The sequence below is a fragment of the Streptomyces sp. NBC_00388 genome (assembly GCF_036061255.1).
In the GTDB taxonomy this organism is placed as follows: Bacteria; Actinomycetota; Actinomycetes; order Streptomycetales; family Streptomycetaceae; genus Streptomyces.
On the sequence record NZ_CP107948.1, the window covers coordinates 45,024 to 70,066 of the forward strand.

The following is a 25,043-nucleotide window of genomic DNA, read 5'->3' on the forward strand; positions in this document are numbered from 1 at the left end:
AAGAAGATCAAGCGGCAACTCTACGGTTGGGCCGGATTCGAACTGCTCCACAAAATGATCTTGCTCCAGCAGCTTCTCGCGCCGGTTCACTCCGTCGCTGGTCGGCACCGGTCAGAGTTCGGTCGTCCAGATCCCGACAGGGTGCTCACTCGGGCGCAGCCACAACTGAGGCTGGGAACCCTGATGCCTCTCCTCTGCTTGTTCTTCCCAGTGAAAGCGGTCATCCGCGTCGGGCCACGCGACCTGCAGCACGGGGAAGGGAGGCCGCCGGTAGAACCCGGTGGCCTGTCCGAAGAAGGTCCGGTACCAGCGCAGATCAACCTGCCTGAGCGCGACTTGGTGACCGTCACCAACGTCAGGATGTCTCTGGCCTTCAGCCAGTACAGCGCCCGCGGCGGACTTCTCTCCGAGCCTGTTGAGCATGCGGTGCATGCCGTGGATATCGAGTCCGAACACGGCGAGTTCAGGTGCGCTGTGAGTGTGTGACAGGCCGATCGTGTAGGCGAATCCAGGACCGATATCGTCCTCGGGAACCATCACGACGTGCCATCCGTGCCGCTGCACATTCTCGATGATCGTCAGATCCATACGGTCCGCTTCGTCTCGGTCACCGTAGTCATGGCAGAGGACGCAGCGGCACTGGAACGGATCAGAAGTCATACGCGGAGGCTACGAGGTGAGTGTTAGAGCCGGCCAGCTGGGCAGGCGAGTGCCTGGTCTGCTGCCTCGCGCGGCATGCCGATGACCAGGGCGCCGAGACCAGTGAGGTTTTCTCAGCGAAATGATCTTCGCGAAACCTCGTGAACCGTTCGTTCCGGGGTGGATCGGACGAACGCATCCTGGTCGTGGGCAGACGTAAAGCCCCTGGTAGGACAGGTCTCACCACAAGATCGTGTCTGAACCACCAGAGGCTTCACGTTGGTCACCTATGTTGCCACGCTCGACGTCCCGCGCCACGTCGTGGACCACCTGTCCCGGTTGCTGGCCGCCCATCGGCGGCAGTTGCGCACCCCGCGAGGATCTCGGGCACTGGGCCCGTTCCGCTAGGCCGTGCTGGTCCTGCGCTGGTTCCGTGAGTGCCTGCGTGCACCGCCTGGCCCGCGACGCCGGAATCTCCCAGGCCACCGGCTACCGCTACCTGCACGAAGGCATTGACGTCCTCGCCGACCAGGCTCCAGACCTGCACGACGTCCTGAACCGCTGTCGGCGGGACGGCATGACGCACGTCATCCTGGACGGCACGCTCATCGAGTCCGACCGCCTCGCGGGCGTCCGCGACACCGGCAACGATCTGTGGTTCAGCTAGAAACACAAGGCATTCGGCGGCAACGTGCAGTTTCTGTCCTCCCCCGACGGCACTCCGCTGTGGGTCTCCGACGTCGAGCCCGGCTCCACGCCCGGCATCACCGCCGTCCGCATCCACGCACTGCCCGCCCTCTACAAGGCCGCCACCGACGGCCTGCCGACACTCGCCGACAAGGGCTACATCGGCGCCGGCATCGGTATACACGTCCCGGTCCGCCGCCCCAAGGGCAGGTCCGAACAAGCCCTCCACACCGACACCCGCACCACGAACACCCTGATCAGAGACCTGCGCGCCCTCGGCGAACGCGCAGCCGCCGAACTCGAGGAACGCTGGCGCGCACTCAAACACGTCTCCCTCAGCCCCAGCCGGATCGGCGACATCACCCGCGCCGCACTCGTCTCCAACGGAACCTGGAAATGATCTTCGTTGAGAAAACCTCAGTGACGGTGTCTCAGGTTCGAGAGATCTCACTCCGGCTACAGGCCGCCCGTGACAGCCGCACCGAGTCGTAGGTATGCGGGTTGAGTAGGTGTACTCATGCCGAGCGAAGGGCAGCTGCCGCACGCTGGTCACACCACACCGCGGGTGTACCAACCGACCGCCCGCCGGTGAGGCAGCAGTAGCCAATTTCTGGGGGATTCCATGTCCAAGCGCACCGTCGTCATCTCGCTCGTCTCAGCTGGTGCTGTCGCTGTCGGCGCCGTCGCGCTGGTTACCTCCGCTGGTGCCGCGGCGCCCGCGAAGCCGGCCATCACGAAGGCCGCGGCCCACTACGCCCTGCCGGCCGGTGGAGCGGGGGCGTCGCTGACCTTCACCGCTGTCGTGGCCGACAACTCGGGCGTGGAGGGACTGAAGGTGCTGGCGTGGCCGGCAAGTTCGGGCCTGGCTCCCAAGGCCGGTGAGATGAAAGCCGTCGAGAACGCCACGTGCAGGGCGACGTCGCCCACGACCTCGGTGTGCACCTACAGGGTGAAGGACTCCGCCACGGACGCGGCCGCGATGCCCGGGGGCACCTGGTACGTCTCCGTGCTCGCCACTGCCAAGGACCGCGACACGACCTTCGCACCCAAGGCCGCGACCTTCACCGTCATGCACTGACACAGGAAGACAGGGTGGGAGTCGAGCGGCAGGGGTGGCGGTATGAGCGAAAAGACGCGGGCGGCGGAGCGGCGCCGGGGGCCGGTGGTGGCGCTCGGGGCAGTGCTGGTGATCATGGCGGTGTCCGGGTGGCAGCCGGTGGACCGGGTGACGTGGGTGATGGAGACGTTCTGGGTGATCATCGGTGTGCCGCTGGTCCTCGCGTTCTGGCGGCGCTTCCCGCTGACGGACCTGTTGTGCTGGCTGCTGGTGCTGCACGCTCTCGTTCTGGCGGTCGGCGGCCACTGGACGTACGCCCAGGTCCCGGCCGGGAACTGGGTGCGGGACACCCTCGGGCTCTCCCGTAACCCCTACGACCGGCTCGGCCACCTCATGCAGGGCTTCGTCCCCGCCGTCCTGGTACGAGAGCTGCTCGTCAGAACGTCGCCGCTGCGCCGAAGTCGCTGGCTCGCGCCGCTCACGGTCTGCGCCTGCCTGGCCTTCAGCGCCTTCTTCGAGATGCTGGAATGGTGGTCGTCGCTGATCGGCGGCCACTCCGCGGACGCGTTCCTGGCCACCCAGGGCGATGTCTGGGACACCCAGTGGGACATGTTCTGCTGCCTGATCGGGGCCGTGCTCTCCGTCCTGCTGCTCAGCCGCGCCCACGACCGCGCCCTGACCACACCCATCCCGGGCACGACAGGCGGTACCACACAGGACGCAGCCGTGCCTGTTCCGGACGCCGGCCAGCAGCGGCACGGTCTTTCAGGAGCAGGAGTTCAGATCTCAGCGGTCGATCGGCCGAACCTGTGAGTGCCTGTTTTCGATCCCCGGTTTTGAGTAGCTTTGTGACCTAGGCTGGCTGGGTGTCCGAGGACGCCGGGCGGGCTGTAGAGCGGGTGTGCGAGAGCTGTTGCGATCTGAGGCCGGACGCTCCGCCTCGGGCGAGGTTCTGCTCGACGGCATGTCGTTCCAGGCAGTGGCGTCGGGACCTGCGGTTCCGTTGAGGACGAGTGCGGCGCGGGTGATGTCGCCGATCGACGCACGTCATCCTGGACGGCACGCTCATCGAGTCCGACCGCCTCGCGGGCGTTCGCGACAACGGCAACGACCTGTGATTCAGCTAGAAACCACCACATGTGCCGATCGGACGATCCCTCGCAGGCGAATGGCCCCGAAAGCAGCTCCTCGCCAGCGAACGCCTGCAGTCCCAAGGCCGCCGGACCGACCCTTGTGCTGCGGACGGAGCGACCCCCAGCGGATCCGGGCGGTGGGGTGTCCTGACGGCGCGGACTGCATAGAGTTCGCAAAGAACCAGCTCAGCAAGGGAATCCGGCCCCTACTGAGCGGATCACGTCCAGTAGCGTCACCTCCGCATTCGACCACGCTTGCGAACGACGGGGGAGACAGTCATGGGCAATCTGCTGTTCAACGTGACCACGGCAGCGCTGATCGTGCTGATGTTCAAGGCGGGCATGGCACTGCTCGGCCCAGAGTCGATCCCGCAGCGGCGCATCCCCTGGGCCGCCGTAGCCGTGCTCGCGGTCGCAGTCGCCGGAGTGGTGACCCAACTCGGCTGGGCGGGGGCCATGGACGCCTTCGACGCGGATCCGAGCAGGTCCGGCTGGTGGCGCCCGGCCACCTCGGTCTTCATGCAGAACGGAGGTTTCCTGGGCGGGGCTTGGAACATCGCGACCCTCGCCGTGATCGCGGCCCTCGCGGAGTGGTTCTGGGGCGGGCCCTTGATGCTCTGTCTGTTCGTGGCCGGGATCCTTCTTCCGCAGCACATCGACTCGCTGTTCATGGAGACGAGCCGCAGCACCGATCCCCGTAACTTCGCGGGGAGTTCGGGAGCCACCTACTTCCTCGCCGCGACCCTCGCCGCAGGACTGTTGCTGCACGCCAAGAATCACAAGGACCGCCTGCTCGCCATTGCGGCACCCGTGCTCGGCCTGGCGATGTGGTTCGCCCAGGAGAACGGGCACGGACTGGTCGTCGTGTACGGGTTCGCACTGGGCGCCCTGGTGTGGGGAGTCGGGCACCGGCTGATCCGCACCCACCCGGATCCGCAGCAGACGCCCCACGTCACCATGGGTTCCCTGACGGCCACGATCCGACGCTAGCCCGACAGGACGGCGGCTGGGTGCGACCTTCGCCCGGCCGCCACGAACAGGTTCCAGCTCCGATCGACGAAGGACGAGAGTGAATCCGCCGGGTCCGGCCACATCCACGACGAACAGCGTTGCCCGCGCAGTGACCGACACCCTGCAGCCGCGCAACGCACTCGTGGTCGGCATGCTCGGGGTCGCAGCTGCCGCAGGCGGCTCGCCGGTATGGCGTGGGGACTTCTCGCTGCGCTCTGCGCGGGAGTGGTGCCCGCCGCCTAGATAGAATTCACCACCACAATCTACGTTTTCTACCGAACCCGGAACGGTTCACCCTTCTCTGCGAGCCCTTAGAACCCGTTTCTGATCCCCCGTTGGTGAGTAGCCTGAGCCCTACGCTGATGCGGTGGTTGAGGGTGTCGACAGGGCCAAAGAGAGGGTCTGCGAGGGCTGTGGTGAACGGCTGAGGCCGGATGCCCGGCCGCACGCGGTGTTCTGCTCGGCAGCGTGTCGTTCCAGGCAGTGGCGGTCGCGGCGTCGGTTGCGGCGCCGCCTGGCGGCGGTCCGCGGCGAGGATGGCCGGAGGTCGTGCCTGGTCTGCGGCGCGGGCTGGACGGCGGGGGTGGACCGGAGTGTGCGGGCGGTCTACTGCTCGAAGCGGTGCAAGGTGGCCGCCTGGCGGTCGCGGAAGGAAACGTTCGGGACTCGGTCACAGTGACCGTAAGGCGAACGCTTCCACGAACCTGATCCAGTCAAAGCCGGTTATTTTCTATCTTTTGTTGTGATCTTCCTACTTCTGGTCTGACTCTCCGTGGAGGAAGCGGAACCGGTCCAATGCGGCCCGAAGTGCCGTACCGATGTCCGCAGTTGGATGGTGAGTGCACCATGCCGGAGGAGAACAGCAACGTCGGAGAAGTGACTCTGTCCCGCTACGAGCAGATCGTGGCCGAGTTGCGGGACGTGGTCGAACAGCAGACGCGCGGGCAGTTCACGATCGGGGACCGCGCCCTGGAGGTCGAGCCGATGCGCCCCCGCGGTGGCCCGGTCTCGGAGAACGCCTGGTCGGTGGAAGCGTCCCTGGACATGCTGGCCGGCGATATCGGTCTGTCGTTGTCGACGGTCAAGACCGCTCGCTGGACGGCTTCGCGCTGGCCGGCCGACCGGCGCCGCCCAGGGGTTTCGTTCACAGTGCACCGGGTGCTGGCCAGCATCGACGGTGAAGCCGACCGGTTCGCGGAGATCGGCAAACTGCCCGTCGGCAAGAAGCGCTGGACCGTGGACGATGCCAAACGCCGGGTCGGCTTCCAGGTGGAGACGCCGGTCTCCCGGCAGGAGAAGGTCACTGCGATCCACTCGCTCGCCCAGGAGGCGGAGGTCGCCGCGGCGGTGACCACCGACTTCCTCAAGCGCCCCCAGGTCGCGGCCAAAGTGTCCCGGAACGACAAGGTGCGGGTGGTGGAGGAGTTCACCCGGGACGAGCACGTCGCCACCACGGCGGCGACCAGCCTGCTCCGGCGGCCGGACGTCGCGTTCAAGGCGATGAGTGACGACACAGCCCGCTTCCAGGTCAACCATGCTCAGAACGAACGCAGCCGACAAGCACACGACCACTTCGAACGCACGGACCCTGTTGCGCCGGCGGTCCGCAGCATCGACCGGACGGTGGAGTTTCTCGACCTGGTGACCGCCTGCCACGCGTTCGTCGCCGCGGCCGGCCGCGCCGTCCCCGGGCTGCGGGACCGGACCCTGTCCGAGGACGAGTCGGCGATCGTGCACCGGGGCGTCGCGAAGGTGAGGGCGACGCTGGACTGGATCGAGACGGCGGTCGATACCGGCAAGGTCGACATGGACGACGAGCTCGCGGCCATGCTGCGGGGCGAGTAGTCGTGCCCCGCGCCTCCCGGCGCAAGGGGGACGCCGCCAGACGGCACGCGGACACGGTCCGCTTCGTCCTGTTCGAAGCCCGCCCGGCCGGTCTGGAGTTCCACCAGCTGGTGCGGGCCAGTGCACTGTCCCCGCACCAGGTCCGCTCCGGGCTGGCGGCGCTGAAGGACGAGGCCGCGTCCAAGGGCTGGCCACCGTTGATCTGGACCCGCGCGGACGGTTACCAGCTCGGCGCGGAACGGGCCGCGCTGGAAGCCTACGAGCGGCAGGTGGTGGGCGAGAAGCTGACCCAGTTCCGCCGGTTCATCACCGGCACCGTCGCCCCGCACGCGGCTGCCCACCCGAACGACAAGTGGGTACGGCACATCGTCGCCCAGCTCAACTCCATCGAATCCACCCTCGACCTCGTCGCCTCGGCCTGACCCATCCCACCCTGGCGGGGGCCGGACGGCTTCGCCGTCCGGCCCCCCGCATCCATGCCTGGAGGTACCCGTTGTCATGCGCCGGCGCTGCTATCCCACCGACACCACCGACACCGAGTGGGCCCTGATCGAACAGCTTCTGCCCATCCCGGCCTGCGACACCGTGGTCGGCGGGCGTCCGGAGAAGCATCCGAGGCGGGAGATCGTGGACGCGATCCGCTACGTCGTGGACACCGGCTGCAAGTGGCGGGCCCTGCCCGCGGATTTCCCGCCCTGGCGCACGGTCTGGGGGTTCATGGCCCGCTGGGCGGCCGCCGGCACCGTCAACCAGATCCGTGACCATCTCGTCTCGCGGATCCGCCGCGAGCTGGGCAAAGCTCCCAGAGCTGTCGCCACGGTCATCGACTCCCAGTCCGTGAAAGCCGCAGAGACCGTCTCCCGGGCCACCCGCGGCTACGACGCGGGCAAGAAGATCAACGGCCGCAAACGGCACCTGGTGGTCGACACTCGCGGCCTGCCACTGATGGTGATGGTCACCCCCGCCTCCCTCAGCGACCGCGACGCGGCGAAGGAAATCCTCTTCCGGCTCCGCCTCACCCACCCCGAGATCACGATCGTCTGGGCCGATTCCGCCTACACGGGCAAGCTCGTGACCTGGGCGAAAGGGCGACTGAACCTCACGATCAAGCCGGTCAGCCGCCCCAAGGACACCTCCGGCTTCATCGTCCTGCCCCGCCGCTGGGTCGTCGAACGATCGCTCGCCTGGATGATGCACGCCCGCCGGCACGCGAGGGACTACGAACGCCTCATCCAGCACTCCGAAACCCTGATCACGTGGTCCGCCATCACCCTCATGACAAGGCGCTTGACACGCTCCGCCTCAAGCATCGGCGAACCGCGCGGACATCAAGGTAGGCAGTCGACCCCGCCGTCACGGGCGGCAGCGACAGATACAAGCCGCCCATCTCCAAGGAAATGAAAATGGGATAAAAAATCCGATAAAGACTAAAGGCCCTTGGTGGCCGCTACGGGCTCTCCCGCCCTGCCGCCATATCCCACTTTCGGGGGCAACTGCTTCCCGACGGCAGGCCAAGGCCTCCACCAGTTTGGTCACGGTGGCAATCCCTGCCGTGCGGCATTCGACGAGCTCCGGCAAGCGCCGCAACCGCAATCTCGGCAGCACCCACCACGACTGCGAGCAGCTTTGGAGGTGTCCACACAGTGGCGCGTTGACCTTCATGGTCCTCGGGGAGGATCGGAACGGCCAGTAGCGACATCTGGCCGATCTTGATTGCGGTTCGATGACTCGCGCTGTTTCCGCTGTTCAGCGGTCCTACGGTCCGGGTCATGCCAGTTGATTTCCTCTCTGATGATCAGGTCTCCCGTTTCGGCCGGTTCGCTGCCGTGCCCTCTCCCGGTGAGCTGGAGCAGTTCTTCCGCCTGGACGCGCAGGCACTCGCCTTGGCCCGCGGGAAGCGGGCTCCGGCGAACCGGCTGGGGTGGGCGGTGCAGTGGGGCTGCGTGCGGATGCTCGGGGTGTTCCCGACCGAGGACTTGTCCGTCGTGCCGGCCGCGGTGGTGCGGTTCGCGGCCGAGCAGCTCGACATTGGGCCGGAGGAGTTCGCCGATTACGGGGCGCGGCGGCAGAACCGGTACGAGCATGCGTGGGAGATTCGGGACGCCTGCGGCTACCGCGAGTTCCCGGCCGCGGAGGACGAGGTCCGCGCGTTCCTGGCGGCGCGGGTGTGGGCGTCGTTGGAGGGGCCGCGGGCGTTGTTCGACCGGGCGGTGGTGTGGCTGGTGGACAGCCGGGTGCTGCTGCCGGGGATCACCACGTTGACCCGGCTGGTCGCCGAGGTCCGCGCGAGCGAGAGCACGGCCCTGTACCGGACGCTGAACGAGGCCGTCCCGGACGACCTGAGGCAGTCGATGCGCGACCTGCTGAAGGTTCCCGACGGCAAGCGGGTCTCGGAGCTGGAGCGGCTGCGGACACCGCCGATGCGCGTCTCGGGGACGGCGATGACCGCGGCATTGGAGCGGGCGAAGGAGGTCCAGGGCCTGGGCGCCCACCTGGTGCCCACGTCGGTGGTGCCGGCGGCCCGGATGTCGGGGCTGGCCCGGTACGGGATGGGCTCGAAGGCGCCCACCCTGCGGGACCTGGAGGAGTCCCGGAAGACGGCGACGCTGCTGGCCACGGTGCAGCATCTGGAGACCGCGACCGTCGATGACGCCTTGGACCTTCTGGACGTCCTGATGTCGTCCCGGCTGCTGTCGCGGGCGGAGCGGGTCGGCAAGGAGGAGAAGCTCAGGTCGTTGCCGAGGCTGCGCCGGGCGGCGGGGCGGGTCGCGAAGGCGGTCGGGGTGCTGCTGGAGACCGCGCCGGCGACCGATACCGGGGAGCTGGTCTCGGTGGTCGACGCGTGGTCGGCGATCGAGAAGGTCGTGCCCCGCGAGAAGCTCGCCGAGGCCCTCGCGATCATCGCCGAGGTCGTCCCCGAGGAGGAGGGGGATGAGGACGCGGAGTGGCGGGCCGCGCTCGCCACCCGCTACAGCACCGTGCGCGGCTTCATCCGGCTGCTGGTCGACGTCGTCGACTTCGGCGCCGTGCAGGCCGGCGCCCCGGTGGTGAAAGCACTGAAGCAGCTGCCGCATCTGATCGGCCGCAAGAAGATCGACGCCTCCGAGGTCTCCGACACCCTGGTGAGCGGCTCGTGGCGGCGGCTGGTGTTCGCCGCCCCCGGCCTGGAGCCCGGTTTGGCGGACAAGGCCGCCTACTCCTTCTGCGTGCTGGAGCACCTGCACCGCTCCCTGCGCCGCCGCGATGTCTACGCCCGGCGCGGCGACCGGTGGGGCGACCCGCGGGCCAAGCTCCTGAGCGGAGACCGCTGGGAGAGCGCCCAGCCCACCGTGCTCACCGCGCTCGGACTCGACGCGGAGCCCGCCGCGCACCTGGCCGAACTCGCCGGCGCGTTGCACGGCGCATCCTCGACGCCCTCCACAACCGGGACGGCGGACCGAAGCCCGAGACCGTCATCACCGACACTGCCTCGTACTCCGACATTGTCTTCGGACTGTTCGCGATCTGCGGCTACCAGTTCTCCCCGCGGATCGCCGACATCGGCGACGCCCGCCTGTGGCGCACCCACGCCACCGCCGACTACGGGCCCCTCCAGGAAGCTTCCCGTCACACCGTGCGCCTCGACCGGGTGCGCGCGCACTGGGGCGACATGCTGCGTGTGGCCGGCTCCTTGACTACGGGCGAGGTCCGCGGCTATGACCTGATCCGCATGCTGTCGCGGGACGGCCGCCACACCGGGCTCGGCGACGCGTTCGCGTACTACGGGCGGATCTTCAAGACCCTGCACCTGCTCCAGTTCGTCTCCGACACCGGCTACCGCCGCATGATCGGCAAACAGCTCAACATCACCGAGGCCCGCCACCGCCTCGCCCGGAAGATCTTCTTCGGGCAGCGCGGCGAACTGCGCCAGCACTACCGCGAGGGGATGGAGGACCAGCTCGGGGCGCTGGGTCTCGCGCTCAACGGCGTGGTCCTGTGGAACAGCCTCTACCTCGACCGCGCCGCCAAACAGCTCGCCGCCGACGGATTCCCCGTCACCGACGACCTACTCGCCCGCCTGTCACCACTCCAGTTCGACCACATCAACTTCCTGGGCCGGTACGCCTTCTTCCGGCCTCAGGAACCCGGCCGCCGTCCGCTGAGGGATCCGGCCGACGCGGAACCCGCCGTGTGAGGCGGAGGGGCGACGGCTGCCAGCTCAGTGGAACCGGCGGCCCGCGGTGCATCTGCTGGTCGTCACTTGACGACGACTTTGCCCTTCTCCAAGGAAATGTGGCCGGGGAAGGTACAGAAGAACGAGTAGTCCCCGTCGGCTTCCAGCTTCGAGGTCTCGACGGTCACGGAGTCTTCCCTCTCCGGGGCACCGATCATCTTGGTGGCGGCGATGATCGCGGCGTTGTCGTGCTTGAGGTAGCCGTTATCGAGGCCCTGTGTCATGCCCTCGGTTGCGATGCTCTGCATGTCGGCGGTCTTGGCGATGACCAGGTTGTGGCCCATCACGTCCTTCGGAAGGCTGCCCGAGTGGGTGAGCTTGACGGTGACCTCCTTCGCGCTCTTGTCAATGGTGAACTCCCTGCTGGCGAAGCTCATCTGGTCGGTGCTTTCGACGGTCACATGGTTGTTGCTCATGGAGATCTCCCTTGGGTAGAACGCTCACCAGCCAGCGATTCCCTCACGGAGAGTCGCAGATAAGGAGCAGAACGTAACTACTCGGCGATCTTATAGCCCTCCGCTGGGCACCGGTCGCCGGTTCGTCAATCCGGTCCGACCGGACGGACGAACCATCACGCCATGTCACTTATAGTGATCGCACAATCACCTGGAGGTCTGGTTGCCGTGCGTCGGCGTCAGACCAGCCAGAGAACTGCAACTGAGTCGGAAGGTGGTGGGGGTCGTGTCGGTCAACGGATTCCCTGCGGGTGAGTTCCTCATCGTGAACGAGGAGTCGGGCCTGTGTCTGGCAGCCCGTCCGGGTGTCAAGGGCGTGGCGAGGGACGAACAGATCAACCACGTGAACGGCTCGGCGGAGGTGCGGACGTTCACGAATCCGCCGCGGCCGGTGCTTGAGCCGAGGCTGCCGTCCGGAAAGAACGGGTTCCAGGGCTGGTACCTCGACACCGCGAAGAACTCGCACGGAACGTCGACCAACCTGCTGGTACACCGCATGCACTTCGACCCGTATGGAGATTTCGCTCTGCACGGCAGCTTCCGGGACGGAATCTCACTGCGGGGCACAGGGCAGGACGACTTGTCGGTCCTGAAGGCGGATGACGGCTACATCACCGTCCAGGGAGACGACCGCAAGGTTCTCACCGTGCTCGACTTCGGGGATGCGGACGCGGACATCAGCACCTACGAAGAGGAGCCCATCGCGCACCTGAACCTGAACCGACGCGAGACCCAGGAGGAAGACATGGCCCGCACGATGGAAGAGGGGCTCCACGGAGAGGGCCTGCTTCCGTGGCTGAGGAGGCGCAGCGACTCGCTGGCGAAGCTCCAGCAGTGGAAGTTCGTGGAATTCTCCTGACCGCGCCGCACCGTCAACCCGCGCACCGGGCCAGGACAGTGAACGGCATGCGCCAGCCGCGTGGCCACAGGCCGTCCCGCCCCTCCCCGAGGGCCTGCCTGGCCGATGCACGGGTGGAGACCTGCCTCTGGATCGACGCCAAGATCACTGTCTGAGCGCGCTTCTGAATCCTTCCGCCCCTGTACGCGGATGACGCCAGAGGAGCCGGCTCCAGCCGGACAGAGCCACCGAGCCGAAGGCAGGCGGGCGCCCGGAAATCCGCCCGCAGGCCACGCTTGCCCCCGCAGAGCCCCGGCCGGGCACCCTCACCCATGGCCGGACAGGCGTGGCCGGGTGACGCCTGCGCACCCGCCCGGGCGGACGGCGTGCACACGCGCGGGCTGTCGCATCCCGGCCGCAGGCCCGGCCCCGCGGCCGGGCGGTGACGCGTTACTGCGGCCTCGGGGAACAGCGGTAACGCTAAGCCGGTAATCATGGGATCGATGTAGGTCTACCGAAGCTCGGCGTTCGGGTGGGGCTGGGCCTGGATCGGCAGTCGGGCATGGCCAGCTAGCAGGCGAGCCGGGGCGGACTCACCCGTACCAGTGAGTGCCCCCATCACGTCCGGTGCTTCAGCCCGCCAAGGGCAGCTCCCCGGACTCCAGGTCGGCGAGGATGTCGCCTTCAGAGATGACCTGCCCTCCGGCGTGGCCGGCCGGGGTCTTGCCGATGGTGTCCTTCACGCCCTCCAGCACGCCGATGAGGTTGTTGCCCTCACCGCTGACGATGTCGATGTTGCCTGCTGCGGCGGGGGCTGCGGTGGCCAGGACGGTCGCGCCGACGATGGCGGCACCGCTGAGAACGCGCCTGAGAGTGATCTTGTTCATGCCCGGAGAACGATCCCACCGCCAGCCGGTCACCGCCCATCACCTACTGGGGCACTCAGCTCACCAAGATCACCTCGCGGCCCCTTGCAGGAGTCCGATCGGTAGTGGCCAAGGCGTCGCACCCCAGCTTCCTTGATCAATCTCGGCGCCAACCACGGTTCCATTGCTTCTACCGAGGCCGCACTAGGCGGCGGTTCCGGATCGCGGCTCTCACAAACGGTCCTTTCCCAGAGAAGCCCCGCCGGAGGTCCGCACGAGGTCGCAGAACCCCGAATCGGTTCTCACAACCCGTTCTCACACAACCCCAGGGCGCACCCCCTTCTGAGAACTGAGTTGTGAGAACATCCGGGCCATGACGGACCCTCACGAACCCGCCCCGGCCGACGCGGACGACGTCGAGCGCCACCCGTGCCCGCGGTGCGCGGCCGTGCCGGGTTCCCCGTGCCGCTCTCGCGCCGGCGCGGTCGCCGGGACCTACCACACCGGCCGGTTCACCAAGGTGCCCCGCCTCGCGAAGCTGCTGCGGGTCCAGACCCCGGCGAGCCGCGGTCCCGGCCAGCCCTGGCGGCCCGGCACCCCGCCACCCGCCGCCCTAGCCCCGGACACCCCGACCGCCGACATCCGCATCGGCTACGCCCGCTGCTCGACCCTGGGCCAGGAACTCGACTCCCAGCTCGACGCCCTCGCCAAACACGGCATCCCCCGGGAGAAGGTCTTCAGCGAGAAGATCAGCACCCGCATCCGGGTCCGCCCCCAGTTCGAGGCCGCGCTCGCCGCGGCCCGCGACATCAAGGCCCACGCGCCGCACTGCCGGGTCATCCTCAGCGTCTACGAGATGAAGCGGCTGGGCCGGGATGCCGCCGAACTCACGGCGCTCGCCGACCACCTCACCGCCCACGGCCTGGTCCTGGAGATGCTCGCCGGACCCCTGCCCGGCATGTACGACCCGAGCGGGCCCGGCCGGCTGCTGTTCGCGTTCTTCGCCGCGATGGCCGAGACCGAGCGGGAGAACATCCGCGAGTCCACCCTCGAAGGCCTCGACACCGCGGCCCGCAAGGGCAAGCACGGCGGCCGCCCCCCGGCCATCACCGACGACATGCTCCACACCGTCATCCGCCGCCGCACGGCAGGCGAGTCCATCGAGCAGATCCAGCCCGACCTGATCATCCCCACCGGCAAACGGAAGGGCCAGAGCCCTTCCGTCGCGAGCATCTACCGGGCGCTCGCCGAGTATCAGAAAGGACAGGCGTACCCCGAGGCCGTCGAGGCGGCCCAGGCCGACTTCGCCGCCCTCTGCCAGCGCTCAGGAACGACTCAAACCGCTCCCTAACAGGGGCACAGGGCCGCTGGCAGCGAGAGGTCACCTTCCCCCAAGATTCCCTCTCACCGGGGCGACCCGTCATCAGGGAGAAGGTCGAGGAGCTCGTCGAAGAGCTCGTCGCGGACGTCCTCGGAGTTCAAGAGGATTGCCGACTCCACAGCTTCGGGCACATCGGAGGGGTCTGCTTCGTCAGCCCCTCCCGGTACCAGGGCCCCGGCGACATCTCCGCCCGCCTCCACGAGCTCGTCGAGCTCAGCGAGGAGGTCCCTACCCGCCTCAGGGACAGCAGCGGCCGGAGAGGTCCCGGTCGCCGCGAAGACGGGACCCGACATGAACAGGCCGGCCGTGGCCACACCAAGTACCACCGCAGAACGCACCGCAGATTTGATCATGACCCGACCAACGAACCACCCTCGAAAGCGTCACCTCCGGTTCCGCCAACAGGACCAAGACGCCCGCCCTGCGCCAGCGGTCTGCGACCGCGCCCGCCCGCACCTAGCGGGCTCAGGCGACCCGCTTGTACTTCCGGACAGCGGTCTTCCCCTGGCTCGCATGGGTGCTGGTCATCCCGTCGGGAGCGAACTCGGACAGGATCCGGACTTCCTTGTCGGCCGCCGTGAACTTCTGGTCGAGCTTGTTGCCGCCCACCACGGTGATGACCGAGATGGCGTCCACCCCGAAGAACTGGATCGGGGTCTTGACCCCGGAGGTGAACAGGACCTCTTCGTTAGCCAGCGCGGAGAGTGTCTTCATGCGCCACTGTCCGCCCTCGTCGATGACCACTACCGCGGGCCTGACCATGCTCCACGCCTCGCGGTGAGCATCGCTGACCCCCGCCGCCTGGAGGAACTCGTCGTAGGCCTTGTCAGCGGGGTCGGACAGGAGCTCGTACTTACCGGCGATCATGAACAGCCTTTCTGACACGAACCACCCTCAGGGAGAGGTGGTGACTCAGCCAGGCTTCCATTCCCTGGGAGGGCGGGGAGGACTTTACGGAAAGCGCCACGCCGACTCGATCTCAGTCGCTACTGACCGGTCCGATCCTCCCCAAGGGCCGTGTCGGCAAGGCCGGGTTCCTACCTGGAGGTCGCGGCCCGCCCGGCGGCGGGTTCCGGGTGGGCCGCTGAGGGGTGGCTACGGGAGCGTGTCGTAGATCGTGCGCTCCGGCTCCCTCACCGCGTCTACCCCGGGTCGGGCGCTTGCGATTCCCGCCAGCACGCTGACGAACGCGGCCTTGACGTAGGTCGCGGTGGCCCACGTCCCGGTGTTGGCGGCGTCCTTCGTGAAGTCCGTGTGGGTGCCGTCGCTGACGTCCCCGCGCCTGAGCGTGGGGCGCTTGGTGTACACCCGCAGGTAGGGGGGGTAGAGGTGAAGTGCGAGTCCTCGGCCCAGTTGATCTTCAGGGAGGTGATCGCGGTCAGGCCGGTCGCGGCCAGCGAGTACGTGCGGCCGTCCACGGGGAGGGTGCAGCTCTCCCCGGTGTAGTCGGGACCGCTGTACAGGGTGACCGTCGGCTCGACGGGTTCGGTGACCTCGAAGTCGGGGGTGGTCAGGGGGTCGGTCATGAAGGTTCCGTTCTCTCTCGGGCTTTGTCCCCTCCATTTCACTACAAGTCACTATTCGAACACGCACGGTGTTCACTGTGGGCCGAACCCGGGCGGCCGATTCGCACGGTGTTCACTGTGGGCCGAACCCGGGCGGCCGATTCGCACGATCTCGGCCGCGCACATCCTCGGGCCTTGTCGCTCGGGCTCTGGAGTTCCGGCCCTCCGCGTTGTGAGACGGCTTCGCTCGAAGCCCGATGACCAGGGTCCGAGCGGCCCCGGGTCCCCGCACGTCAGCGCGAGACCCGCACAGCGCTGCCGGCGCGCACGGCACCGGTGCACCGTCAGCTCCTCGCCCGCCGTCAGCCGCTCGACGGCGCCCAGGACGTCCCTGCGGTTCCGGCCCAGCGCAAGACCCGTCGCGAGTACGAGAACCGCGTCAGCACCCTCGCGCCGATCAGACCATGATCGTTCTCGGCGCCCACCTGTACCGCTGATCCCCGAAGCCGAAGTCGGCCCGGACACAGCAGGGCCCTGCCGGTGACAACCGGCAGGGCCCTGTGGGTGCGTGTCAGGCGAGGCGGAAGTGCTGGTTGGGCTTGTCCTTGTCGGTCCACTGGACGAGCTTCGCGCCGTCGGCGCTGTCCTCGGCGAGCACGGACAGGAGCTTGCCGCTGTGGCGGGCCTCCAGGGCGAAGTAGCCGTCGTCCTTCTGGACGAGCTTCCACTCCTGGTTGGTCTTGTTCTTGTTCTCCCACTGGACGACGTTCGCACCGTCCTCGTGGTCCTCGCGCAGGACGGACAGGGCCTTGCCGCTGTGCACGGCGATGACGTGGTAGTAACCGCCAGTCGTCGCCACCAGGTTCCAGTGCTGGTTGGTCTTGTTCTTGTCGGTCCACTGGACGACCTCGGCACCGTCACCGGTCCCCGCCGCGAGCACGGACACGGCCTTGTCGCTGTGACGGGCCACCAGAGCGGCAGTGAAAACAGCCACGAAACTCTCCTCATACGGTGATCAACAGACGCCGGGCACAACGACCCCCGAACCTCACACGCCGCAGGCCGCAACGCCTTTGGCCGGAAAGCCATCCACAAGGGCGCGGAAGAATCGGCGTCCCCTCGAACAGCGTCCCGCCCCGGTGCCCGGCCCCCGGGCACCGACACCTCTGCTGCGGGTATGCCTGCCCAGAAGCTTAGAAAAGCGCGGCGAGAGGTTGAAGCCGCAGCGGACGATGGCCTGCCACAGCGCCCAAGCCCGTACGCCCGAGGCAGCAGAAGCAGCCCAGGCCGACATCGCCGCCCTCCACCAGTGATCCGCGACGACACCCACCAACTCATAGCCCAGTCGCTACTGGCCGGTCCGATCTTCCCCAAGGACCTTCATAGCCTGGTGGTCACCCCAACTGCGCGGGTGACCACCAGGCCGTTGCTCAGAAACTGCGGTCGGAGAGCTGGTTCACCACGACCTTGGCGCCTGCCAGCTGGAAGAGCTCTGCGGCCGTCTCGGCGGACTCCTTGTCCTCGTAGCTGACGACGAACATCTGGTCCGGCCTGTTCAGCAGGTTGCCGCGTTCCTCTTCCGGGTATTCGGTGTTCCGTTCGGCCAGGACAGTGTCGATGACGTCCTGGTCCCCGCCCGTGACGGTGAGGCGGTAGAGGTACTCGTTCTCGCGACGGGAAAGCTGCGGAGGGCGATGCGACATTCGGTCTACTCCTGTGCGGTAGATGGTTGGGGTCTTCACTCGGTGTGGAGCACCCAAAGGATCACCCCATAACCCTCCGCCATCAATTGACCACTCTATGTGAATCACACGCATCGAGAGCCAGCCGGGCAACTGCCAGCGGAGCGAGGGCTTGAGCCCGCCCGTGCGCAGGCTGACACGGGCCGACCCCGCCCTGGACGGTCAAAGCCGGCCTGTCGCAGGTCCGGTCACAGTTGGCGGGAAGAACGACCAGGAGCAGTGGACCGACGCGCGAGGAGTCACTTCCTGAGCAGGTCCTCGCCCGCACTCTGCGCAGCTGAGTTCGGAAACAGGTTCTTAGGCGAATGACACGAAGTCAACTGCTGACCCTTTCGCCAGCGGCTTCGTGCCCAGCAGGAGCGTCACGGGATCAGCAGCGGACTTCGCCAGTGCTGCTTAGCGCTGGTCTGTGACCAGGCCGTTCTCAACCGCGTAGTCGTAGACGTCTGCCTCGGGTGATGGCCGAGGGGGCGACGCACACGTTCAGCGACGGGTCGTAGACCTGCCTGGTCGTAGCGGTCCATCGCGCACCGGTGAAGGGTACGGGGTGCCGCTGTTGGGGGGTTTCGGTCCGCTGCGATGTACGCCCTCTGGTCAACCGGTCGCCCGGTCGGTAGCTTTACGTTACAAGAATGTCGCGTAGGGCAACGATGTGCTGCGGATCGGCGATGTTCTCCAGGGAGGGCTTGTGAAGAAACGTGTGATGGCGGCTGTTACCGCGAGCGCGGCGGTTGCGGCACTGGGTCTCATGCCGGGTGCTGCCCATGCATCCGACAACGAGAGGATCACGACCAGTACGGAAGGAGCGGCCATCGGTCTGACCGTAGACTGGACCAGCTTCAACTCCGTGGTGCTGCGCGATGTCTACCTCAAGGACACCGGCAACGACGGGAATTCGGTCTTCTTCTACGTCTCGGACGGCGGGTTCCGGTACCCCGACCACAAGAACAAAAGTGGCTACAACACCACAGTGCACTGGGACGCCCTGCCCGGCAGCACCTCCGGGGGCTACATGTACTTCATCACCGTGACCGTCTGCCGCGACAAGCTGTTCGACAACTGCACCACATCACGCCAATCGCACAACCCTTACACCGACTGACGCGGCGGCCAGGACGTCATCCCCGCCGGGCGTACAAGCGGCCGTCGCACGGAGACAATGTGATGCCAAACTGGGCTGTTGCCGGCTGTCACCCAATGCAGACAGGACCGTCCCGTGAGGGTGCCGGGGTGGCTGCGGCCGGCCAAATCGGGCCCTGCCGGTCAGCAGCGTTATCACCGCCGTCTGCCTGATGCCGCTCACCGCGCAGGCTTCCCGTCGACCTGGGCTTCTCGGCTGTGGTCGAGAAGCCGTCGGGGAGCTTCCTGGGCTGGCACTCGGTGCGGCCGGCGACCAGCGTCGGCCTGGACGGCGGAACGGAGCTGGGGTATCGCATGCTGCCGTCGGTCTGGGGCCTGGGTTATGCCACCGAGGGTGCTCGGGCGCTGGTGCACTACGCGTTCACTGAACTGGGCGTGGAGCGGATCGCGGCCACCACGATGACGGTCAACACGGCTTCCCGGCGGGTCATGAAGAAGGCCGGCCTGTGCTTGATCCGCACCTTCTCCGAGGAGTGGCCCGAGTTCATCGAGGGTGCTGAACACGGCAGCGTTCAGTACGAGCTCGCGAGGGAGGCCTGGACTCGCCGGCACGATCACAAGGCCATGGCCTAGCAGCCCGGCCAGTGGAGCCGCAGGCTACAGGCCTGTGCCGTCAGAGGCCAGTACCCGCTCGCCGATCCACTCCTCCTGCGCGGGCAAGCCGCTCGGGGGCGTCGTCGAGGCGGAGGTGCAGGGCGCGCGCCGGCGCAGGACTGGTTCAAGACCTCTGAGACCCTGCTCATCCACGAAGCCAGCGCACCGCAGAGACGCACCCCTTCCTTGACCCGCCCCGGCGCTACGGAAGTCGTCGCCACCCGGGATCATCGCGTCGCCGGTTCGCACGGCGGGACAAAGGATCGAGCCCCTTGGGGGATTTTGTCGAGGGCCGTACGCGATAGCCAGGCCAGGGACCCCCGGTCGCGGTCAGTCCTCCTGTGTCCGGAACAGCACCAGATCGAAGCCGTTTCCACGTGCCGCAAGCAGCAGGTCGTACGTTGCGGGGGTGAGGGTCATCCAGCCCCGGCCGCAGCCGGGCGGCCGGAAGCGCGACAGGGGGTGGTCGCCTGTGGCGTACCAGTGGGCGGCCGGGCCCAGGGCCTCGATGACATCGTCCTCGATCGCCCGCAGCCGGGTGTCGTCCATCAGGGCGTCGTCGGCGCTCGTGCCGTACGCCAGGTCGGCCGCCAGCATGCCGACCACCCAGCCGGTGGCCCGGTCCGGGGTGAAGGTCGGCTCTCCTTCCAGATATTCGGTGAGCCTCGCGGCCTCCTTGTCCTTCAGGGGCGCCACCTGCTGCATCAGCCAGCAGCAGATGTCCGCGAGGGGCGGCCCGCCCGTATCGGGCTGAAAGGCCGCGACCTCCAGGCGCCCAGCTGCCTGGAACCGGGCCAGCCCGTTCTTTCAGCGAGGACTTCTTCTTGGCCACGGAGCCCCTCCCGTCCCGACGCGAGAAGGCAAAGTCCCGCCCGCCCAGGCATTCAACTGATTCGAGTCAGCTGCAACAACCCCTATTCATCGGCGCGATTCGTCAGGGACAGGAGCAGCCAGGATCATCACCCCGTCGTGCGGGCCTGCGGCGGCCGCTTATCGTGCCGGGCCAGCCGAACATAGGCCGCTGACCGGAACGGTTAGTACTGCAACGGTGTTTGGTGCGTCAGGTGTCATGGGCTGTGTCCGCGTCGTTCGTGGCGGGGCGGGCTTGTTGTTGTCGTCTGCGCCGCCAGAGAGTTCGGGCTGTGAGGATCCGTCCTGTCAGGACCACTGGTATTCGGTGACGTTTCCTCCGGTCACGATGAGAGTGCCGTGGGGTGTGGTTGCGTCGGACCACACGGTGTATTCGCCTGCGGTCAGCGGGGAGATGACCAGGCAGTGGATGGTGCGGTCTGCGAGGTGGCGAGGCCGGACGGCAGCGTGGGTGCGTCGGTCCGGTTCGTCTGACAGGCTGACTTCGATTTCCAGGCCGTCGTGTTCAGCGCGGGTGTGGATGATGACGGCGCCGGTGTCGGCTCCGATGTCGAGGACGACGCTGCCCTCGGTGGACGGTGCGGGCAGGGGCGCGTGGGTGTGGACGTCTGTCATGGCTGATTCCCTGTCGTTCGCGGGGACAAGCTGGCGCCGCGGCAGGAGTGGCGGCGGCACCAGCTGTTCGTCTAAGGGCTGTCCCGTAATCCCTGGTGGATCAGCGCGGGGCGTCAGATGCGGTGCATCGCAAGGCGGAGGGGCGCTCGCATACTGGATGTATTCGGGCGTTCCGACAACGCGGCGAGGCGCCGTAGCTGTCGTCGTGCGCCCGCCGGGGATTACGGGACAGCCCTTAGGTGGCAGGTTCGGGCTGGGGTCAGGCGGAGGGGTGGTGGTACCCGTCGTAGGGAACGCCGAGGTAGGGGAACTTGTCGAGGTAGGGGTTCTTCACGTCGTCGGGTGTCAACCCGTCGGTGACCTGTCCTGCTGCGGGGTCAGGGGTGTAGGTCTTGTCGACGAGCGGGACGGTGATGCCGGCGAGTGCGCGCAGTTCGACCGTGACGACATCGTCGAACACGCGTCGACCGTTGGGGAATCCGGCCGCGTCACCTGCGATGAGGCCCAGGATATCGGGCTTGGTCGTGGGGGGCACTGCGACATTGAGGCGGAGCATGTCGGCCTGTGTGTCGCCGATGTAGTTCTGGAAGCCTGGGACGACTCCGTCGGGGATGCCGGTCAGCAAGATCGCGAGGAGGTCGGCGCGGACTTTGCCCGAGGTGTTGAGGGCGGCCAGATTCGGGAAGACACCGGGGTAGAGGGTGGGCAGGAGCTTGGCCAGCTCGGGGTGGGCGACGTACGTCGCGAAGCGCTTGTCCTCGGAGGGCGGCAGCGTGTTCCAGAGGTCCTTCTTGCCGAGCGGGACGAGGACTTCGTTGAAGAGCGGGTTGCCGAGGCGGGAGACCTGGACGAACGGACCGCTCTCGTGGTCGGTGGCCTTCCCGGGCGACAGGACGCGGGCCTGGCGCCGGCTTGCCGTGGTCCACACACCGATCGTGGCCCTGGGGTCCTTGACGTCCCGGCCACGCCAGCCGCGGCGGGTCAGTTCGGTGATCGGGACCTGCAGGGCCAGCGTGTGGACGTTGAGTTCCTTGGTGGTATTGACACCATCGGCAGGCTGGGTGAAGACGCTCATGCCGAACTGGTTGTGCAGGTTCTGGAAGGGCCTCAGGTTGCCGAGGTCGAAGATGGAACCGAGGTCTACGTAGAAGCCCTCAGCACGCTGGCCGGCGAAGGCCTTGCGGCTGCGGCCGGCGCTGTGGACGGCCTTCGCGGCGAGGCCGGCGTAGTGCGGGGTGGAGAGCGGGCCGATGTTGCACGGAGGGCATTTCAGGTCGCGGCCCAGGACTGTGGTGCGTCCGCCTCGTTCGACGCGGGTGAGCGTGTAGCTCTGGTGGCGGTTCCAGTTGGGTGAGTCGAGGCTCAGGATCGGGCCGGTGTTGTAGAGGAAGCTGTCGGGGTTGCGCAGGCGGGTGGTGAACCGGAACTGGTAGGTCACATCGGGGCAGCCATCGCCATCGTTGTCGATGTGGATCTCGTACAGGACGTCGTCGCCGAACTCGTAGAAGTTCGGTCCGCCGGCAGGGTTCTGGAGCGGAATGTAGTTGGCGATCAGAGTGACGCTGTCGGGCTGATCAGGGCTGACGAACGCATACACGTCCGTGCTGTCAGCGACGGGGTCCTTGGAGATCTCGGGTGCTTCGCGGTGGGAAGACATCGAATGCCTCACAGAGTCGGGTGCGGCCTGGGTGGCCGCGAGTGGTGGGCGCAGCTGGGCTTGTCGGGGGGGGAGCCTGGTTCAGCGGAGGTTGCGCATGATGGCCTCGGCCAGTCCACGGTCGACTACCTCGGTGTGCTGGTCACCGTGGAAGATGTCGGCTGCCCCGGTCATCGCGTCGCGAAGGTGCACCACCACTTGCTGGTCCTCCTGGCCTGCGGTGCCCGCCGCTGCCGGCGGGGTGATCGGGCTGCCCTGCGGTTGATCGGCGGCGGCGTTACCGGCCGCGCCGAGGACCAGCACAGAGGCAGCTCCGGCACCCACTACAGCGGTGTTCTTCATCAGCCCCCGTCGCGAGAGCGGGGCCGGCTGCCGGGGTTCTGCCGATTCGGATACTGAGGTCTCTTCGGACATGAATACTCCCTGTTCCGGATGAGGATGGGGCGAGTCTGCGCGCACGGGTTCGCACCTCAATGCGAGGGCAGAGGTGAAGTGATGTCCCGTGAATGAAAGAGAACGCGCCGGATGCGACGCGAACGGCCGCCGTCGGCAGAGGGAGACGGCCCTTCTCCTTCCGGAGTCAAGCCCGCCGGCCTACAGCAAGTCAAGGAAACACGCACAGATTCCGTAAGCCTCTCCAACCCGGACCAGAGCCATCCGGGTGAATAAATACTCCCTGAGGACCCGGCCAATCCAAAACAGGTGTGGCCACGAATGCACCACCGGCAGATCTATCGAAAGGCGGCACCGAAACTAGCCTCGTAAACCCAGTAGAGAGCCGAACTGCGACACTCAATACGCTTTCGCATGCCCTGATCAGGTCACGCGACCCGGGTGCCGCCATCATCTGACGCCCAGGGCCTCCCGCTCATGCCTTCGCAGCCCGGTCGCTACCCGCACCATCCGATATCCCGGACCTCGACCCCGTCGTCATACGCCACCACCGACACCCAGCACCGTGCACCGAACAGGTCCGCGACCTCCTCGCCACCGGTACCCGGTGCTGCGACGACGTGCGGCATCTCGGTGCTCCGGGGCACGATGAGGACCCAGTAGAGCTTGAGGCCACAATCACACCGCCCTCATCGGCGTCGGCCGACCTGCCCGCCACGGCGTGCACCAGATCACCTAGCTGACGCGCGGCCAGGCACAGTGCCAGCCTGTGCGGAAAACCTGGGCGCCCGGGGCGGCCGGTCGCGTCTAATGGCGCTCATGACCCCATCACCTTCTGCCTTGTGGCGCTTCGTCGACGAGGACGATGCCACCGCGCTGACGCTCGTCGTCGACACTCCGGCCGGGGTCTACACCCGCCGTGTCCCGCCGGCGCTGCCTCTGGCCCCGGGCGTCGAGCACGGCCCTGCGGCGGAACAGGCGGCCCATCATGCCGCGGCGGCCTGGGGTCTGCCCGACTTCGTCTTCCGCCAGGCCGCCCACGCCCAGAAAGGATCAGGCCTCCGTGAACTCGGTGACCGCCTGCTACTGGCCGGCCATCGAGGCGCGGTCGTGCAGGTCAAGGCCCGCACCATCGCGCCCAAGGACGACACCGCAGAAGCCGCCTGGATCAAGAAGGTGGCCACCAAGGCGATGAGCCAGGCGAAAGGGACCGTCCGGCAACTGCGTATGACGCCAGCCGACATGGTCAACGGCCGTGAGCGGATCCTGAACGTCGACGGCAACGCCTACGAGTGGATAGCCGTGTTCCTGCTCGACCACCCCGGTGTCCCCGCGGGCACGGTGGTCACCTGGCAGGAGATCGGCATGCCGGGGATCGCGCTGACCCGCCGCGACTGGGACTTCCTCTTCGACCAGCTGCGCTCCACAACTGCAGTGCTGGACTACCTCTTCCGCGCCGCGAAGGAGCCCTCTGTCCCACTCGGCGAGGAACCGGTGCGCTACTACGAGTTCGCCGCCGCGGACGCCGACGCCTCGCCGGCGCAGTTCGACACGGAGCTCGTGGGCCCCGGAGGCGTTGCCTACTCCACCCCGCTGCTGCCTCAGGCCCCGGCTGGGGACGACGGCACCCAGGCCCACCTCATGATCCGCCTACTGTTCGAGGACATAGCCCTCAGCCCCCTGAAGCCCCCGCTGACCGAAGCCAACCGTTTCGCTCTCCTGTGCGACCTCGACCGGCTGCCCGTCGGCGCCCGCACCGAATGGGGTCACCTGCTCGCCGACATGCTCCGCGACGTACCCGAGGTTCCCGAGGAACACTGCAAATGGCGTTTTCGGCGCATGCTCCACGAGGACGACACCCGCCAGCTCATCTTCGGAGCGGCCACTCTTCTCGACTCCCGCGTCAAAGCCGCTTTTCAGGCTTACGTGCTGCTGCGGCATCACGAGGTCACCACGCGTACCGGACTGGCTGAGCAGACCGCCACGCTCGGTGTCCTGCTCACCCACCGCAGCGGCAGGAACTCACCGTGGGACACCACCAGCATCCGCGTCGAAGGCCACCTGGACCTCCCCGACGACGAACTTCAGCTCTACCGGCATGCATGGAACCGCACCCCCGAAGACGGCACCGCCGTCCCGGGCTGACCGGCTCACCGGCCCGCCGTACCGGTGAGCCCCGGACGCCACACCAAAGGGGCCAGATGTGCCGGGAGCCGTGCTGCGCGTCAGGTGACGGTAGGGCTGCGGCGTTCCAGGAGGACGACGTCGCGCCAGTGGCGGTGATGGCGGCCGATGCGCTCACGATGGCCGATGACGCGGAACCCGGCGCGCTCGTGGAGGGTGAGGCTGGCGTCCTCGGCGTGCTCCTCCCGTCCGACCGGCCGCCGTTCCCCGTCATCGAC

24 protein-coding genes and 3 pseudogenes are annotated in these 25,043 nt (G+C 67.4%); 14 read left to right on the forward strand and 13 right to left on the reverse strand.

Features of this window, described 5'->3' with window-relative positions; all coding sequences use genetic code 11:
* Positions 1 to 111 precede the first annotated feature (111 nt).
* On the reverse strand, positions 112 to 660 hold the full coding sequence (locus OG917_RS00175; protein ID WP_328315411.1) for a DUF4262 domain-containing protein: 549 nt from the start codon (positions 658 to 660) through the stop codon (positions 112 to 114).
* Between the two features lie 258 nt (positions 661 to 918).
* On the opposite strand from OG917_RS00175, the pseudogene OG917_RS00180 reads away from it, so the two are divergent.
* From OG917_RS00180 to OG917_RS00225, 9 genes and pseudogenes are all read left to right on the forward strand, one after another.
* A pseudogene (locus OG917_RS00180) lies at positions 919 to 1,726 on the forward strand (transposase family protein).
* Positions 1,727 to 1,948: 222 nt separating this feature from the next.
* Positions 1,949 to 2,404, forward strand: coding sequence for a DUF5707 domain-containing protein (locus tag OG917_RS00185; protein WP_328315412.1), 456 nt, complete (start codon positions 1,949 to 1,951; stop codon positions 2,402 to 2,404).
* A gap of 114 nt (positions 2,405 to 2,518) precedes the next feature.
* Complete coding sequence (locus OG917_RS00190; protein ID WP_443059044.1) at positions 2,519 to 3,196, forward strand: DUF2238 domain-containing protein; 678 nt, start codon at positions 2,519 to 2,521, stop codon at positions 3,194 to 3,196.
* Positions 3,197 to 3,795: 599 nt separating this feature from the next.
* Complete coding sequence (locus tag OG917_RS00195; RefSeq protein WP_328315414.1) at positions 3,796 to 4,506, forward strand: hypothetical protein; 711 nt, start codon at positions 3,796 to 3,798, stop codon at positions 4,504 to 4,506.
* Positions 4,507 to 5,373: 867 nt separating this feature from the next.
* A complete protein-coding gene (locus tag OG917_RS00205; protein ID WP_328315415.1) occupies positions 5,374 to 6,372 on the forward strand; it encodes a DUF6192 family protein in 999 nt (332 codons plus the stop codon).
* Positions 6,373 to 6,374: 2 nt separating this feature from the next.
* Positions 6,375 to 6,794 (forward strand): RacP protein, encoded by a 420-nt coding sequence (locus tag OG917_RS00210; RefSeq protein ID WP_328315416.1) that lies wholly within the window; start codon positions 6,375 to 6,377, stop codon positions 6,792 to 6,794.
* Between the two features lie 76 nt (positions 6,795 to 6,870).
* Complete coding sequence (locus OG917_RS00215; RefSeq protein WP_328315417.1) at positions 6,871 to 7,773, forward strand: IS5 family transposase; 903 nt, start codon at positions 6,871 to 6,873, stop codon at positions 7,771 to 7,773.
* A gap of 368 nt (positions 7,774 to 8,141) precedes the next feature.
* Positions 8,142 to 8,642 (forward strand): annotated as a pseudogene (locus OG917_RS00220) (DUF4158 domain-containing protein); the annotation flags it as partial.
* A 998-nt stretch (positions 8,643 to 9,640) separates the two neighbouring features.
* Positions 9,641 to 10,546, forward strand: a complete 906-nt coding sequence (locus tag OG917_RS00225; protein WP_328315418.1) for a Tn3 family transposase — start codon at positions 9,641 to 9,643, stop codon at positions 10,544 to 10,546.
* Between the two features lie 62 nt (positions 10,547 to 10,608).
* Here the strand turns inward: OG917_RS00225 and azu are convergent, their stop codons facing one another.
* Positions 10,609 to 11,001, reverse strand: a complete 393-nt coding sequence (azu, locus tag OG917_RS00230) for an azurin (RefSeq protein WP_328315419.1) — start codon at positions 10,999 to 11,001, stop codon at positions 10,609 to 10,611.
* Between the two features lie 265 nt (positions 11,002 to 11,266).
* Here azu and OG917_RS00235 point away from each other — a divergent pair, with 265 nt between their 5' ends.
* Complete coding sequence (locus OG917_RS00235) at positions 11,267 to 11,899, forward strand: hypothetical protein (protein ID WP_328315420.1); 633 nt, start codon at positions 11,267 to 11,269, stop codon at positions 11,897 to 11,899.
* 611 nt (positions 11,900 to 12,510) lie between these two features.
* On the opposite strand, the gene OG917_RS00240 is transcribed toward OG917_RS00235, so the two are convergent.
* A complete protein-coding gene (locus OG917_RS00240; RefSeq protein WP_328315421.1) occupies positions 12,511 to 12,765 on the reverse strand; it encodes a hypothetical protein in 255 nt (84 codons plus the stop codon).
* Positions 12,766 to 13,117: 352 nt separating this feature from the next.
* Between OG917_RS00240 and OG917_RS00245 the strand changes: the two genes are divergently transcribed.
* Entirely contained in the window at positions 13,118 to 14,095 is a 978-nt protein-coding gene (locus tag OG917_RS00245) for a recombinase family protein (RefSeq protein ID WP_328315422.1), read from the forward strand.
* A 53-nt stretch (positions 14,096 to 14,148) separates the two neighbouring features.
* Here the strand turns inward: OG917_RS00245 and OG917_RS00250 are convergent, their stop codons facing one another.
* From OG917_RS00250 to OG917_RS00270, 5 genes are all read right to left on the reverse strand, one after another.
* Entirely contained in the window at positions 14,149 to 14,439 is a 291-nt protein-coding gene (locus tag OG917_RS00250) for a hypothetical protein (protein WP_328315423.1), read from the reverse strand.
* Positions 14,440 to 14,590: 151 nt separating this feature from the next.
* The gene (locus OG917_RS00255; RefSeq protein WP_328315424.1) at positions 14,591 to 15,010 is read right to left on the reverse strand and encodes a lipocalin/fatty-acid binding family protein; all 420 of its coding nucleotides are present in this window, start codon (positions 15,008 to 15,010) and stop codon (positions 14,591 to 14,593) included.
* A gap of 210 nt (positions 15,011 to 15,220) precedes the next feature.
* Positions 15,221 to 15,433 (reverse strand): hypothetical protein, encoded by a 213-nt coding sequence (locus OG917_RS00260; protein ID WP_328315425.1) that lies wholly within the window; start codon positions 15,431 to 15,433, stop codon positions 15,221 to 15,223.
* Positions 15,434 to 16,201: 768 nt separating this feature from the next.
* Positions 16,202 to 16,624: an RICIN domain-containing protein gene (locus OG917_RS00265; RefSeq protein ID WP_328315426.1), complete on the reverse strand. Its 423-nt coding sequence runs from the start codon at positions 16,622 to 16,624 to the stop codon at positions 16,202 to 16,204.
* Between the two features lie 436 nt (positions 16,625 to 17,060).
* Positions 17,061 to 17,333, reverse strand: a complete 273-nt coding sequence (locus OG917_RS00270) for a hypothetical protein (RefSeq protein WP_328315427.1) — start codon at positions 17,331 to 17,333, stop codon at positions 17,061 to 17,063.
* Between the two features lie 727 nt (positions 17,334 to 18,060).
* Here OG917_RS00270 and OG917_RS00275 point away from each other — a divergent pair.
* A complete protein-coding gene (locus OG917_RS00275) occupies positions 18,061 to 18,474 on the forward strand; it encodes a hypothetical protein (protein ID WP_328315428.1) in 414 nt (137 codons plus the stop codon).
* A gap of 236 nt (positions 18,475 to 18,710) precedes the next feature.
* Positions 18,711 to 19,085 (forward strand): GNAT family N-acetyltransferase, encoded by a 375-nt coding sequence (locus OG917_RS00280; RefSeq protein ID WP_328315429.1) that lies wholly within the window; start codon positions 18,711 to 18,713, stop codon positions 19,083 to 19,085.
* A gap of 351 nt (positions 19,086 to 19,436) precedes the next feature.
* On the opposite strand, the gene OG917_RS00285 is transcribed toward OG917_RS00280, so the two are convergent.
* From OG917_RS00285 to OG917_RS00300, 4 genes are all read right to left on the reverse strand, one after another.
* Positions 19,437 to 19,811, reverse strand: a complete 375-nt coding sequence (locus OG917_RS00285; protein WP_328315430.1) for a hypothetical protein — start codon at positions 19,809 to 19,811, stop codon at positions 19,437 to 19,439.
* A gap of 453 nt (positions 19,812 to 20,264) precedes the next feature.
* Positions 20,265 to 20,591: a hypothetical protein gene (locus OG917_RS00290; RefSeq protein WP_328315431.1), complete on the reverse strand. Its 327-nt coding sequence runs from the start codon at positions 20,589 to 20,591 to the stop codon at positions 20,265 to 20,267.
* A 259-nt stretch (positions 20,592 to 20,850) separates the two neighbouring features.
* On the reverse strand, positions 20,851 to 22,248 hold the full coding sequence (locus OG917_RS00295) for a DUF4331 domain-containing protein (RefSeq protein ID WP_328315432.1): 1,398 nt from the start codon (positions 22,246 to 22,248) through the stop codon (positions 20,851 to 20,853).
* Between the two features lie 81 nt (positions 22,249 to 22,329).
* Positions 22,330 to 22,662, reverse strand: coding sequence for a hypothetical protein (locus OG917_RS00300; protein WP_328315433.1), 333 nt, complete (start codon positions 22,660 to 22,662; stop codon positions 22,330 to 22,332).
* Between the two features lie 798 nt (positions 22,663 to 23,460).
* Between OG917_RS00300 and OG917_RS00305 the strand changes: the two genes are divergently transcribed.
* Positions 23,461 to 24,786: a hypothetical protein gene (locus OG917_RS00305; RefSeq protein ID WP_328315434.1), complete on the forward strand. Its 1,326-nt coding sequence runs from the start codon at positions 23,461 to 23,463 to the stop codon at positions 24,784 to 24,786.
* 80 nt (positions 24,787 to 24,866) lie between these two features.
* Here the strand turns inward: OG917_RS00305 and OG917_RS00310 are convergent.
* Positions 24,867 to 24,992 (reverse strand): annotated as a pseudogene (locus OG917_RS00310) (GNAT family N-acetyltransferase); the annotation flags it as partial.
* Positions 24,993 to 25,043 lie beyond the last annotated feature (51 nt).

Coding starts and splice junctions, on each gene's coding strand:
- OG917_RS00245 (WP_328315422.1), top strand. CDS start 13,118: ATGACGGACCCTCACGAACCCGCCCCGGCCGACGCGGACGACGTCGAG.
- OG917_RS00185 (WP_328315412.1), top strand. CDS start 1,949: ATGTCCAAGCGCACCGTCGTCATCTCGCTCGTCTCAGCTGGTGCTGTC.
- OG917_RS00270 (WP_328315427.1), bottom strand. CDS start 17,333: ATGTCGCATCGCCCTCCGCAGCTTTCCCGTCGCGAGAACGAGTACCTC.
- OG917_RS00205 (WP_328315415.1), top strand. CDS start 5,374: ATGCCGGAGGAGAACAGCAACGTCGGAGAAGTGACTCTGTCCCGCTAC.
- OG917_RS00195 (WP_328315414.1), top strand. CDS start 3,796: ATGGGCAATCTGCTGTTCAACGTGACCACGGCAGCGCTGATCGTGCTG.
- OG917_RS00175 (WP_328315411.1), bottom strand. CDS start 660: ATGACTTCTGATCCGTTCCAGTGCCGCTGCGTCCTCTGCCATGACTAC.
- azu (WP_328315419.1), bottom strand. CDS start 11,001: ATGAGCAACAACCATGTGACCGTCGAAAGCACCGACCAGATGAGCTTC.
- OG917_RS00290 (WP_328315431.1), bottom strand. CDS start 20,591: ATGACAGACGTCCACACCCACGCGCCCCTGCCCGCACCGTCCACCGAG.
- OG917_RS00295 (WP_328315432.1), bottom strand. CDS start 22,248: ATGTCTTCCCACCGCGAAGCACCCGAGATCTCCAAGGACCCCGTCGCT.
- OG917_RS00240 (WP_328315421.1), bottom strand. CDS start 12,765: ATGAACAAGATCACTCTCAGGCGCGTTCTCAGCGGTGCCGCCATCGTC.
- OG917_RS00305 (WP_328315434.1), top strand. CDS start 23,461: ATGACCCCATCACCTTCTGCCTTGTGGCGCTTCGTCGACGAGGACGAT.
- OG917_RS00300 (WP_328315433.1), bottom strand. CDS start 22,662: ATGTCCGAAGAGACCTCAGTATCCGAATCGGCAGAACCCCGGCAGCCG.
- OG917_RS00285 (WP_328315430.1), bottom strand. CDS start 19,811: ATGCAGCAGGTGGCGCCCCTGAAGGACAAGGAGGCCGCGAGGCTCACC.
- OG917_RS00190 (WP_443059044.1), top strand. CDS start 2,519: ATGGCGGTGTCCGGGTGGCAGCCGGTGGACCGGGTGACGTGGGTGATG.
- OG917_RS00215 (WP_328315417.1), top strand. CDS start 6,871: ATGCGCCGGCGCTGCTATCCCACCGACACCACCGACACCGAGTGGGCC.